We start from the raw sequence: 13,103 nt of genomic DNA on the forward strand, positions 1-13,103 counted from the left end.
TTACCTACTAGTTAATGATCTTGTCTCGCTTTATCGATAACTTCAGACAATTCAACTACATCCCTAGTTAGTTCTTTATATTGTCGATCAAGTTTTTCAGCTTTTATTAACGAAACATTCTCTCTTGATTCAGTTGCACTTACGAGGTTTTCGGCCTTTTTCGTTAAATCTGCAAGCTCATTTTGCAATTCTGGCAGCTCACCTGAATAACGCATTCCTAACTTAAATTGTGTCACTACTCTACTACTTCGGTCATGAACTGTTTTAATTCCATCCTCATTCACTAATTTTTCAAGATTACCAGATTTATCATAGACCTCAGTGAAGAGTGGTGGGAATAAATCCACTTCTAAATCATGTGCTTTTCCACTAACAAATCCCATGACCACACCCATATATTGCTCTTCTGTTGGTTCTGGACGTTCATCGGTGTTGGGATCTCTATCTCCCCAACTAATACTACTTAAATAACCTGTACTTTTAGAAAAGCTATAACCATTCTGATATGTCACGTTTGATGTGTTGCTTTCTGCCAGCAATCGACCTTCCTCTGGTAAAGTCCATTCTTTTAAATAAGCATAAATTCTTTTATATCGATCATCCACAAACCTATTCTGATGAATTTCATCTTCTTCAAGGCTGCTCAAGCTAGAATCTTTTATTAATGAGTTTTCTGATTCTGGATATACGCTGTGTTCACCAACCTGGTTTGGTGCAAAGGTACCTATATAAGCGTTGGATCCCAAAATAATGATGAGAAATAAGCATGCTGAAATAGCAAATGTGGGTACCATTCGATTGACACTTCTTTTTACTTTCTTATATTTAATAACCTTATGATAGATTCGCTGTTTATCTGAATCACTCATCTCCCCGTCCTTTAGAACTGTGCGATTCATATTGTTTTTAAGATTTCTCAACTTATCAGTCACTTGTACACCTCCTCACATCCATATTCTTAATAGTAACTCCAGCCTTTGTTGGAACAAATTATTATGAAGATGTATTTTTACATACTTTCACAAAGTGTTTTTCACCTCTCCTGAAGCCACCTGCTTTATAGACGAAGTGATTACATGATTCGGTTCAAAAACAAAGTTATTTTTACGAACTATTTTTCCTATGGTTTAGTAAGACGATTCATTTATCTTAATTTCTATAGAAAAACTAGCAGGAATATGGCATGGTGTAAGATAAGGTTTAAGTTAAAAGCATCACAAGAAGGTAGTGAAAACATGTTATATATATCCCATATCGAAAAACTGATTAAAGATACGCTAGAAAAGCACGAGCTAACAATTAACTATGAGTTCAATAACGATCTAAATGCGCCGATGAGCTATAACGTTTCAACCAACACGATAAAGTTTAACTATCTACAAATTAATGCGTATCAAGCTAAAATGAATATTCATATTAAAGAAAAGCCAGAAGACATCGCCCTCATTCTTCTCTACCATGAGATCGGGTATTATTTAGACTTTAAGAAGCACCGACATGATTTAAGAATCCTAATGTATGAGGAAGAAGAGGTGCAACAAAAGCTCATTGATGAAATTGAGGAAAACGCCTGGGAGTTTGGACGGAAGTTAGTTCCAGAGCGTTTGAAGAAGTCCTATAATAAGGTGAGAGAGCTAGATCAACAGTTTCAAAATAGTTAAACCAATATAAAAAAGCGGTGGTTAATCAAACGTTTGTTTAACCACTGCTTTTTTTTTATATATAATTACCATATATTTAGTGAACATGGTGCTGTCCTAGTGTCTCTTCTCTGTGCTATACTCTTTAAATCTGGGTTTTTAACTTATTGTTGATAATTCGAAGATTTAAGCAGATAAGGAGAGACACAACATGATATTATCACAAGCCCTCATTCAACAACCCATGGCAATTTTTGCTTATTTAATCGCAATTGTCGGAATTGTATTTATGCTTTCGACAGTTCAATATGGACCTATTAAAAAATTCTTCGGCTATTTGCCGCCGTTGATCTGGATGTATTTCTTGCCGATGCTCTCTACGACGTTCGGCATCATCCCTCAAAGTTCTGATCTGTACAGCTTCTTGAGTACTTATATGCTTCCAGCTGGACTCTTGCTGTTAATGGTCAGTACGAACGTACCTGCCACGTTTAAACTTGGCGGAAAAGCCATTCTAGTTTTCTTAGCTGGTACACTTGGTGTCGTTGTAGGTGGACCAATCGCCTTCTTCCTATTCCAAGGTATCCTTCCAGATGAAGCATGGCGAGGTGTCGGTGCCCTTGCAGGAAGCTGGATCGGTGGATCTGGAAACATGGGTGCGATGATCGAAGCGTTCAGCACACCTGATGATATTCTTAGTCCAATCATCTTAACAGACACGCTAGTTGGAATCGGCTGGATGGGTGTTATGATCTCACTTGCTAATTTCCAAGAACGATTTAACAAATGGAACAAGGCAGACAACTCCACGATCAAACGAGTAAATGCAGAGATCGCAACAGATGTAGAAAGAAATGCAAAACCTCTACAGCTGCCACAGCTTTTCGGTATTCTTGCGATTGGTTTTGCTGGATCTTACTTAATCCGTCTGTTTGCTGATCTACCTTTCATTCCAAAATCAGACGTTATGAGTACGTCCACATGGACATTCCTTATCATTACAGCCGTTGGTATTCTTCTATCATTCACAAAAGTTCGCAAACTTGAATACTACGGTGCTAGTAAGTTCGGATATATGGGAATCTACTTATTCCTAACCGCCATCGGTGCTCAGGCAAACTTGATGGACATCGTTCAAGCTCCTCAGTTTATCCTGATGGGAATGGTATGGCTCGCAATTCACGTACTGTTTATCTTTATCGCTGCCCGCTTACTGCGCGCACCATTGTTCTTCGTAGCCGTTGGTTCACAAGGAAATATCGGTGGAACAAGTTCCGCTCCAATCGTTGCTTCCGTCTTCCAACCAGCGCTTGCACCAGTTGGACTATTAATGGGGATACTCGGTAACGTTGTCGGGACGTATGCCGCTCTTATATGTGGTCAGTTGGCGCGGATGATTGCAGGGGGGTAATAAGTATAAAACCAGGTATGCTAACTATATAGTTTAGCTATCTGGTTTTATATTTGGCTAGTATTCGTTTAAGTTCTAGAACCATTCAATCACCCGCTAAAAGTATCACGCTAAATCCAATCGCTTTAGCATCATAAACCATTCGTCTGAATTTGCATCAGGTATTAGCTCTCCATACTTCTCTCCCATAGTATAGTTAAAAATGAACTGGTTAAAACCATTGGCGACTTTCAATAACTTTTGCTCATCTTTATAGAGATACACTGCTTCAGTTTCTTTATTTATAACTAGCGGTTCATATAAGACCTGCCCTACTTCAATCCACTTCGCATGACCTCCTGAAATATCTGAGACACGATATTGATGTGAAGACAACTCTTCATATGACCAGATATCTACCCCTCCAAGTCTTGCTCCGTTCGATAATTCAAGGAAGTAAGAATATTCTTTAGGAATGCTATTATTTTCTTGTTGTTTTTCTACACCTCCAGTAAGTTCACCATATATTATACTGTTTGGATCTTCTAACAATTCATTTTTAACCTTTTCAACTCTTTCTTTCAATAGACCCTCCATTTAGCTCACCCCAATCTATCTTAACCTTCACCTTAGTTCCGGTAGGTAATTCCCTTATTTGTTGCCTTATTTGTTGAGTCCCAATATTCCAATTAGTAAAAGAGTCTAAGAATCTCAAATTCTCAACTACATCTGGACCACCTAACTGGAGTTCCCATATATGATCTGGCTGCATACGTTTTGTAATCCTTTTAATTAACAACCTTCCAAATTCGGGATTCCTATCACTATATTGATTCCAAATCCTTTTAATCATATCCTGCCTATAAGCTCTAGTAATAGTAGGATTTCTTGGCACTGGATTCTGAGTTTTATATAAATTACCTTTTATACCTAAATCTTGAAGTTGCCTAGCTTTTCTTACGAATTCTCGCTTTGGCATATTCTCATTATATTTAAGTGTTATTTCAACTGTCTTTTCATTTGATCTAATTAAAGAGTCAATATCAGCTTTTGAACTAAAAAATTGCAGGTCTGTCTTCAGTTTATATGTAAACTGATCTTGTAAGCCGCTACTATTTATCGTACCAAATTTCTTTTCTAAGTTGGTTTTACCGATTGGAGAAGTTTCTAGAGAGCTTGAACTACCTGTTACAACTCCATCACTTTGCTTCCCTACATTAGTAAGAACAGGTCCAAGTACAACCGCTCCACCCAAAGCAAGCGAAAGCCCAGCTACCATCAACGTCTTTTTTATGCCTGGGCTTTTTCCTTGAAACAAGTTACCAAGAGCATACTCCGAAGTGCCACCAACTGTTGCACTACTAGCTGTTTTTAATGCTTGGGACTTTGTAAAAGTGCCGATTCCTTGAAATGTTTTCGAAGCTAACCCTACGCCAATCGCACCGGCAGCTCCCCAGACAACCATATCATTAATCATTGCCTTTGAATCAAGGGGCTCACCGTTTACCATGGTATTGTATACATGAGTCCCTCCGGCAAACAGAGAGGAAATCGCAGCGCCAGTTAACGCACTCTTACTAGAAATCACGCTCAACACGGGACGAGCTACTCGTACTGCAGCTCTTGTCCCACCTATAATAGCAGCACCTACTCTAGTTTGCCCTAATGCACCTATGGCCCTGACCATTCTTGAAGTACTAATACCTTTCGAAGCAGATGTCATAAGCAAACTACCTCTTGTCCCGAGCATTCCTACTCCACGTAATGCGCCAAAACCAATACCGCCAAACGCACCTAATGTCATCATACCTAGCCCACCGGCCAAGGAAACCTGATCAGTATTCATCGCGTAAAGACCATAACTAGCAGCGCCGCTGATACCAGCAATGACCGCAGCACCTGCTGATATAACACCGAGGGCAACACCCCCAGTTAATATCGTCGCACCTGCTCCAAGAATCATGAGCGATTTTTCTAGAAGCGAGCGTTCATTCCACCATTCACCCACTCCTTGCAGTTTGTCACCAATCCATTCTATGCTTTCGTTCGTTTTATCTTTTATTAAGTCAAAACCATCAGTAGCAACTTCTTTAGTTCCATTCCAAGTGTTCAAGATCGTCTTTTTTGTACGACCGATTGTACTTTCAAGCCAATTCGGTAGCCAGCTACCATTATCTTCATTCGGTCTACTAGATTCCTGTTTTGAGTTTGGTGCATTCGAATCAACTAACTCAGAATCTCCATAGTCTATCCCGCCACTGCTCGCAATTGCGCCTACTGGAAGCATGAACATGCATATAAGGAAAAAGGTTAGAAAAACCTTTATTAACTTTTGATTCTCCACGTTATCCTACCGCCCTCTAATGAATTCTAAGTTAAGAATACCCTCTATAAAGACTTCTCTCTATAAATCGAAGAGAAGTCAATCAAAATAGCCCTTTCCTCACATGAGAAAAGAGCTAACAAATGGACGCAGGGACAGGTACAGTGTCCCTCCAATGAACGATGCTTAGCGGGACAAGGAACCTGTCCCCTTGTCCCCCAGCCCGTCCAATCATCTATAAATCTACTGAATAAACTAGTAACACCTTATGAATATAGGAGGTGTTATCAATACAATGAACTATTTACCTGATCGATTTATTATCGGGTTTTTACCTGGCGTTATACCAAGTACTGCTCTGCGTATCATTTCGCAAGTTGGCGGTCTTACTGTTATCGATACGATTCCAGTTCTGAATGTTTATGTTGTAAAAGTTGCTCCGTCTTTGTTAAATATTAAAATGACAATCATTTCTAACTTTTCGGGTGTTGATTATGTTGAGTACGAAGGTATTCTAAATGCTACACTCACACCTAATGATCCACTCTTCTCTCAACAGTGGGGGCTTCTCAAAATAAATTCAGTACGAGCCTGGAATGTTACACGTGGTTCAACTCTAGTAAATATTGCAATATTGGATACCGGTGTTCAAACGAACCACCCTGACTTAGTGGACAAGATTATTTTAAGCCAAAACTTCTCAGCGTCTTCAACTGCAGAAGATTTGAATGGTCACGGTACACATGTAGCAGGAATTGCAGCAGCTACAACTAGAAATGACCTTGGTGTTGCTGGACTCGCCATCAATCCAAAGATTATGAACATCAAAGTATTAGACGACAGTGGAAGTGGTTCTTTTAGCGACGTGGCACAAGGAGTCATCTATGCAGCACAAAACGGTGCAAAGGTTATCAACTTAAGTCTTGGAGGACCTATGGCGAGCGCTACACTTCAAAATGCTCTTCAATATGCAAAAGATAATGGCGTGCTTAACGTCGCAGCGGCAGGCAACTTAAATTCAAATAACCTATTCTTCCCAGCTGCTTATGCCCAGTGCCTAAGTGTTGCAGCTTTAGATCAAAATGATAACAAGGCATCATTCTCAAACTACGGTGCTTCATGGGTCGATGTTGCTGCTCCAGGAGTCAATATCCTCTCCACACTTCCTACGTATGCAAACAGCCAAGGAGCAACTGATTACGGCTCACTATCCGGAACATCAATGGCAGCGCCATTCGTCGCAGGCCTTGCAGCACTCATGCTTTCTCTCAATTCTGATGTAAATGCCGTTCAGAATACAATTGAGACTACAACAGTACAACTAAATGGGACAGGTACTCTTTATCAGAGAGGTAGAATAAATACGTATGCGGCTCTGTTAAATATATAGACTTAACAATAACGGAATCCTTTATATAAGGTTCCGTTTTTAATTTAAACGAGACATTATTAAAAAAAGAGAAAAGCACAAAGGGCTTTTCTCTCAAAAAGTACTACTATTCGTTCACTGGAACTTTCGCCATAAACTCATCGAGCATTTCACGTACTTCATCCGTCGTTTCTGTACTCATTAATTTATGCCTCAACTCACTCGCTCCACGGAAGTCGCGAACGTAAATTTTAAAGAAGCGGCGAAGCGGTTTAAAGAGACGCGGCTCCAATTCATCGGAATACTTATCGTGAAGATCCAGCTGTAGACGTAGGAGGTCTAGCAGTTCTTCACTAGTATGTTCTTTCTTTTCTTTTTCGAAAGCAAATGGGTTGTGGAAGATTCCACGCCCGATCATTACGCCATCTACGCCATATTTCTCAACAAGTTCAAGTCCCTTTTGACGGTCAGGGATATCACCGTTGATCGTAAGAAGCGTATGAGGAGCAACTTCGTCACGAAGCTTCTTGATCTCTGGAATCAACTCCCAGTGCGCATCGACGTTACTCATTTCCTTTTTCGTACGAAGGTGGATGGATAGGTTGACGATATCTTGCTCGAGAAGGTGTTTAAGCCAATCGTGCCATTCGTCCACTTCCGTATAGCCAAGGCGAGTCTTAACACTCACAGGAAGGCCTCCTGCTTTTGCTGCCTGGATAATATCTGCTGCAACATCAGGACGACGGATTAATCCGCACCCTTTTCCTTTCGCTGCAACGTTATGCACAGGGCAGCCCATATTGATATCTACCCCGCGAAAGCCCATCTCTGTCATTCCGATACTCATTTCTCGAAAGTATTCAGGCTTATCTCCCCAAATGTGAGCGACGAGCGGCTGCTCATCTTCTGTATATGTTAAACGTCCGCGTACACTCTCTCTTCCATTTGGATGACAAAAGCTTTCTGTATTCGTAAACTCTGTAAAAAACACATCAGGTCTTGCTGCTTCACTAACGACATGACGGAAAACAACATCTGTGACGGCTTCCATCGGTGCCAAAATAAAAAACGGCTTCGGCAACTCATGCCAAAAATTTTGTGTCATATCTATCTGAACCCTTTCCTTAAGGAGAACGTAATCTCCAAATTAAAAAGTGACAAGTTAGTCTATCCATTACCATTTATGATGGATTTCAACCATTATATACTTTAAGACGATTTGACAAAAAGTGCAAGTGGTAATCGGGACAGAGGGACAGGTATATTGTCCCAGTGGGGAAGTGGAAGGACACATGGAAGGACACAGGGACAGGTTCCTCGTCCCAATTATGCTTATACTTCATTATTTTACAGTGTTTACGTGTATTTAATAATATTGAACTTTCCCTCTCTGTACTGCTTATATTTTTAATGTTTTATTGAAAGATACAACAATCCGTATATGGATGGGACATGAGACAAGAAGTCTATAAGTTTTGGGTACTTGTGAAGTAATGAAATGGGGGGATATTCAAGGATGAAACGTGGATAACAAAAGAAGAATAATTTTGCTAGACGGGATCCGACCAACTGTTTACTTTAATCGACCAATTACACTTTTAGAAATTCCAGTCACTCTAGATATCTGACGAATAGAAATCCCTTCGATTCTTTTCACTTTAGCTAACACAACATTCCGTTCTTCTTTATCCATTTTCTGAAGTACACTATTACTTATAATGCCACTAGAACGTAGGTACTCTCTTACTTGATCATCTGAAAACTTCACGACTTCGTTCACATCCAAGCATTGATCTTCACGTAACTCCTGCATGAATAGGATAAACTGCTGACGAGCTAAACATCTATCAGTAGAAAATAAATCTAACCCTTTTTCAATATTGACTAAGTTTGATCTGTTCAAATATTCATGTATGCTTGTCCACTTACTGTCCCACACACTTTTAACTAAATGTGCGTTGAGAGGATTCTGGTGAATATACCTCAGTACTGTTTTAAAGTACGCATCACTTTCAACATTCTCACTATTAAACCTTTCCTGAAATAAATGACCACACCTCTCGTATTTCGTATTGTACCAATACACATAACTTGAGCTCAGTCTCTTCATAAAAGTTGAGATGCTCTCTTCTGTCTCCTTCACCAACAGGTGAACATGATTATCCATCAAACAGTACGCGTAAAGTTCAATGCCACTTTTCTGTTTATACCTGGCAAGGGCAACTAAAAACCGCTCTTTGTCACGATCATCTTCAAAGATCGTTTGACGGTTAACACCTCTAAACACAATATGATAAACACCAGTAATGCTTTTCGTTCTCGCTTTTCTAACCAGATTAGGGTCACCTCTTTTTCTGTAACGTTAGGTTCGTTTTATTACCATTCTAGGGAAAGAAATAGAATAAAAAGAAGATGGGGAGTTAAACAAAGTAGCTATGGATGGGATAGGGGTGAATATTAGAAAGAGCGGAAGACAGTGGGCTTTTGTGTATTTCATATGTTGTACTCCTATAAAATTAAACAGCAACGAAGAAAATCCTGCAGGATGGACGGGGACGGAGGGACAGGTACAGTGTCCCTCCGTCCACAGGATCACTCCATAGTAGACGATGTTTAAGTGGGACGAGGAACCTGTCCCCATGTCCCCTCCCCCCATTTTTAGCTATTTTGTACCTTCCCCCAATCATCAAGTAATTCTATTAATAAACTAGTAATGCCTTACAATGATAGGAGGTGTTACTTCATTGAACTACTTTCCAGATCGATTTATCGTTCGATTTATCCCTGGGGTTTCAAGGCGACGTGCTTTGGAGATTATTCAACAAGTGGGTGGACTTACTCTTATAGATGAGATACCTGTACTGAACGTCTACACGGTAGGAGTTGATCCCCTTCTTTTGAATATAAAGATGACAATTCTCTCTAACTTTTCTGGAGTTGACTATACCGAGTATGATGGCATCTTAGCGACCCAGTTGACACCGAATGATCCTCTTTTACCTAACCAGTGGGGACTTCTAAAGATAAACTCAATAAGAGGATGGAACGTTACACGTGGATCAATATTTGTGAATATCGCAATTTTAGATACTGGTGTTCAAACAAATCATCCTGATTTAGTGGACAAAATTGTATTAAGCAAGAACTTCTCAAATTCTTCAACGTATGAAGACTTACAAGGTCACGGAACGCACGTAGCAGGAATTGCAGCTGCTACCACGAAAAATGACCTTGGTGTTGCGGGACTGGCCATTAATCCAAGAATCATAAATGTGAAGGTATTAGATGATAACGGAAGTGGAGCATACAGCGATGTTGCTCAAGGGGTTGTTTATGCAACAGATAATGGAGCAAAAGTCATCAATATGAGCCTCGGCGGTACTTTCTTCAGCACAACGCTTCAAGATGCAATACAATACGCGAAAGACAAAGGAGTGCTGGTAGTGGCTGCTGCCGGAAATAATAATTCAGACGACCTCTTCTACCCAGCCGCACATCCACATTGCCTTAGCGTTGCAGCTTTAAACCGAGACGACACGAAAGCATCGTTCTCAAATTACGGCTCATCCTGGGTAGATGTTGCCGCCCCAGGGGTCGATATTCTATCTACTCTTCCAACGTACGAGAATGCAACAGGTCAAACCAACTACGGTACGTTATCAGGTACATCAATGGCTTCACCATTTGTAGCTGGCTTAGCAGCGTTGATGCTTTCTCTTGATCCGAGCGTGAACAACGTTCAAAATGCGATTGAGACAACAACTGTTCCATTGAATGGGACAGGTTCTCTATATGAAAGAGGGCGTATTAATACGTATACTGCTTTGTTGAAAATAAAAGGGTAGATACGGCGGTAGCGTTCTAGTTGATACCCAACCAAAATTAAAACAGTGAGGGCCATTGAGCCTCACTGTTTTGTCTTGGTGGGACGTGGGGACAGGTTCACTGTCCCTATGTCCCTAAATAGATCTCCCCTTATCATTCATCCTATCCCCTCTATTCATATCCACATTTGATTTGCCACTATTCGTTTTTCCTACGCCGTGTTTAACAATCTGATAGGTGATGACGATGCACGTTAGGGCAAGGCTTGAAAAAGATAAGTAGGTGAAAAAAATAAAGAATTCCCTCATTTATATGCCCTCCTTATGCGAACCTACTTCAAGTTTAGAGAAGTCGAAGTTATCAGGCTTAATGAATGAAATAATAATCGTGAGAACGAGTGAAGTTAGAATGCAAGTTAAATAAGCGATCCATTGAGGCACAACATTCGTTAATAAAAATATCGTAACCATGATGACGGAGACTGTGATGGCTGTAACAACGGCTGAGGCACTTGTCTTCTTCCACCAAAGTCCGAGCACAATAGGGAAGAACGGCGCACCGACAAACGCACCTGCCGTTAAGATGGCTGTAAGTAGCGATACTTTTTGAAGTAGAATCGTTGCAATGGTAATGATGATTGCTATGACGATAGAAGAAAGTCTTACAAACTGAAGGGACTGCTTTTTTGTCGCTTTCTTATTGAAGTATTCTTCGTATAAATCACTTGTTACGAGCGAACTCATTCCCCCTAGATAAGCTGACCCTGTTGAATAAATGGCAAAGAGAACAGATACTGCCAGAAAGATGGTGAATGGAGTAGACAGGACTTCAGCGATAACTCTCGGAAACACATCGGTCGGGTAATCAAGGTTTAAGCCGATAGCTAGTCCAACGACTCCAACGAGAGAACTAACCATTGCTAACGGAGCCCAGCTCCATCCACCCCAGATCAACCCTTTTTTCACTCCGTTTTCCTCAACTGCAAACGCCCGTTGCCAGGCATAATTCGATAGTGTGGCAATTGCACCAAATGAGAAAAACTGAACGAGGAAGAAGCTTGTGATCGCATCCATTCTAAAAAAGTCGAGCTTCTCAGGCTCACTATTACTAAGGTTCGAAACAGCCATATCATAGATTTCCCCCGGTCCACCAAGCTGATAGAAAACGATCGGTACGAGTCCAAGTAAGATAACAACAACAACAAAATACTGAATGAAGCTTGTGATTAAGGAAGACCAAAGACCAGCTATTAAATAGAAGCCAAGGAAGATGGCTGCGAGTACGATCGCGGTCGTTGTATAACTGATTTCAAACATACCGCTAAAGAATGCCGCTCCTCCGATGATTTGAAGCATCGTAAATAATGCCATGATCCAGAGGGCAATCAACGTAAACACCAAATGTCCTGCCTTCCCAAACCTTTGCTTCGCAAAAGAACCAATCGTCACACCAGTAGGCGTTAACTTTCGTACTCTAGCAGCGATGAACGCAAAAATGGTAAAACTTATTGGAGTTGGCAACCAGTACATCCATAATCCCGCCACACCCCATGTGTATGTACCCTCAGCTGCAGCTAGTAACGAACCCGCCCACAGCTCTGTAGCAGCAATAGAAGCTGCAATCAGTCCCCATTTCACTCCTCTGCTCGCGACCATGAACGTTTCTCCATCGTTCACTTTTGATTTCGAATAGATCCACCATGAGCTTCCAAACATAATAATACCCGTCACAATTATAATCGCCCATGCCCAAGAGGCCGGAAATACTTCCATATCCCTCACCCTTTCCTATTTTCTTTAAAGCATGACATCTCCAGAATTCGGTCCCAACGTTTGCCCTGTATAAAGGTTGCCGTCCGGTTCAGATGCCAGCAATACCGCAGTTGGAGCGACCTCTTCTGGCTTCCCGAACCTTGGAATCGCTAACTCTGCTTCCTTTTGTAATTTCCATTTTTCATCTAGTCCATTTATTAAATCCGTCTCGATTGGACCTGGCGCAATGCAATTAACTGTTATTCCATAACGACCGACTTCTCTCGCAAGGGACTTAGTCATCCCGATGATCCCAGCCTTCGCAGCACTATAGTGGCAGAGTTCGACTCCTCCAATCTGACCGAGTTGCGAGGAAATGTTGATGACCCTTCCAAAGTTCTGATCGATCATATGAGGTAGTACGGACCTCGTACATAGAAAAGGTCCGCGTAAATTAATGTTGATCATGGTATCCCATAACTCAACATCCATTTCCTCCATCCGCTTTTGTGTTAGAATCCCAGCACTATTCACTAAGATATCAATCCTTCCAAATCTACCTTTTACCTTCGTTACCATTTCTTCTACTTGCTTTTCGTCACTGATATCTGCTTTAACTAGAATCGTTTTTGTGTTCCAATCATGCTCCATTTCATTCTGAAGCGCGACGGCATCTTCTTCCCTGTCATAATAATTGATGGCAATGCTTGCCCCTTCCACAGCATAAGCCTTGGCGATCGCTCTCCCTATACCACTTGCAGCTCCAGTAATTAAAGCTGTTCGATTTTCTAGCTTTCTCATAACC

At 40.9% G+C, this 13,103-nt stretch carries 11 protein-coding genes; 4 read left to right on the forward strand and 7 right to left on the reverse strand.

Features of this window, described 5'->3' with window-relative positions; genetic code table 11:
* Positions 1-11: 11 nt before the first annotated feature.
* On the reverse strand, positions 12-932 hold the full coding sequence (locus ACXAHI_RS10755) for a hypothetical protein (RefSeq protein WP_474847636.1): 921 nt from the start codon (positions 930-932) through the stop codon (positions 12-14).
* Positions 933-1,235: 303 nt separating this feature from the next.
* Between ACXAHI_RS10755 and ACXAHI_RS10760 the strand changes: the two genes are divergently transcribed.
* Together ACXAHI_RS10760 and ACXAHI_RS10765 are read left to right on the forward strand one after the other, a co-directional pair.
* Positions 1,236-1,661, forward strand: a complete 426-nt coding sequence (locus ACXAHI_RS10760; RefSeq protein ID WP_474847638.1) for a hypothetical protein — start codon at positions 1,236-1,238, stop codon at positions 1,659-1,661.
* 190 nt (positions 1,662-1,851) lie between these two features.
* On the forward strand, positions 1,852-3,051 hold the full coding sequence (locus ACXAHI_RS10765; protein ID WP_474847640.1) for a DUF819 family protein: 1,200 nt from the start codon (positions 1,852-1,854) through the stop codon (positions 3,049-3,051).
* Positions 3,052-3,156: 105 nt separating this feature from the next.
* On the opposite strand, the gene ACXAHI_RS10770 is transcribed toward ACXAHI_RS10765, so the two are convergent.
* Complete coding sequence (locus ACXAHI_RS10770) at positions 3,157-3,615, reverse strand: SMI1/KNR4 family protein (RefSeq protein WP_474847642.1); 459 nt, start codon at positions 3,613-3,615, stop codon at positions 3,157-3,159.
* Positions 3,599-5,374, reverse strand: coding sequence for a hypothetical protein (locus ACXAHI_RS10775; RefSeq protein ID WP_474847644.1), 1,776 nt, complete (start codon positions 5,372-5,374; stop codon positions 3,599-3,601). The genes ACXAHI_RS10770 and ACXAHI_RS10775 overlap by 17 nt, the downstream gene beginning before the upstream one ends.
* 274 nt (positions 5,375-5,648) lie before the next feature.
* Here ACXAHI_RS10775 and ACXAHI_RS10780 point away from each other — a divergent pair, with 274 nt between their 5' ends.
* Entirely contained in the window at positions 5,649-6,743 is a 1,095-nt protein-coding gene (locus ACXAHI_RS10780; RefSeq protein WP_474847646.1) for a S8 family peptidase, read from the forward strand.
* Between the two features lie 106 nt (positions 6,744-6,849).
* Here the strand turns inward: ACXAHI_RS10780 and ACXAHI_RS10785 are convergent, their stop codons facing one another.
* Positions 6,850-7,827, reverse strand: a complete 978-nt coding sequence (locus ACXAHI_RS10785) for a tRNA dihydrouridine synthase (RefSeq protein ID WP_474847648.1) — start codon at positions 7,825-7,827, stop codon at positions 6,850-6,852.
* 468 nt (positions 7,828-8,295) lie between these two features.
* Positions 8,296-9,009: a transposase gene (locus tag ACXAHI_RS10790; protein ID WP_474847650.1), complete on the reverse strand. Its 714-nt coding sequence runs from the start codon at positions 9,007-9,009 to the stop codon at positions 8,296-8,298.
* 457 nt (positions 9,010-9,466) lie between these two features.
* On the opposite strand from ACXAHI_RS10790, the gene ACXAHI_RS10795 reads away from it, so the two are divergent.
* A complete protein-coding gene (locus ACXAHI_RS10795) occupies positions 9,467-10,567 on the forward strand; it encodes a S8 family peptidase (RefSeq protein ID WP_474847652.1) in 1,101 nt (366 codons plus the stop codon).
* Positions 10,568-10,855: 288 nt separating this feature from the next.
* Here ACXAHI_RS10795 and ACXAHI_RS10800 read toward each other — a convergent pair whose 3' ends face one another.
* Together ACXAHI_RS10800 and ACXAHI_RS10805 are read right to left on the reverse strand one after the other, a co-directional pair.
* Positions 10,856-12,319: a sodium:solute symporter family protein gene (locus ACXAHI_RS10800; protein ID WP_474847654.1), complete on the reverse strand. Its 1,464-nt coding sequence runs from the start codon at positions 12,317-12,319 to the stop codon at positions 10,856-10,858.
* A 24-nt stretch (positions 12,320-12,343) separates the two neighbouring features.
* Entirely contained in the window at positions 12,344-13,099 is a 756-nt protein-coding gene (locus ACXAHI_RS10805) for an SDR family NAD(P)-dependent oxidoreductase (RefSeq protein WP_474847656.1), read from the reverse strand.
* Positions 13,100-13,103 lie beyond the last annotated feature (4 nt).

This window comes from Anaerobacillus sp. ABD4_527 (genome assembly GCF_056160805.1).

Coding starts and splice junctions, on each gene's coding strand:
- ACXAHI_RS10765 (WP_474847640.1), top strand. CDS start 1,852: ATGATATTATCACAAGCCCTCATTCAACAACCCATGGCAATTTTTGCT.
- ACXAHI_RS10800 (WP_474847654.1), bottom strand. CDS start 12,319: ATGGAAGTATTTCCGGCCTCTTGGGCATGGGCGATTATAATTGTGACG.
- ACXAHI_RS10780 (WP_474847646.1), top strand. CDS start 5,649: ATGAACTATTTACCTGATCGATTTATTATCGGGTTTTTACCTGGCGTT.
- ACXAHI_RS10785 (WP_474847648.1), bottom strand. CDS start 7,827: ATGACACAAAATTTTTGGCATGAGTTGCCGAAGCCGTTTTTTATTTTG.
- ACXAHI_RS10805 (WP_474847656.1), bottom strand. CDS start 13,099: ATGAGAAAGCTAGAAAATCGAACAGCTTTAATTACTGGAGCTGCAAGT.
- ACXAHI_RS10760 (WP_474847638.1), top strand. CDS start 1,236: ATGTTATATATATCCCATATCGAAAAACTGATTAAAGATACGCTAGAA.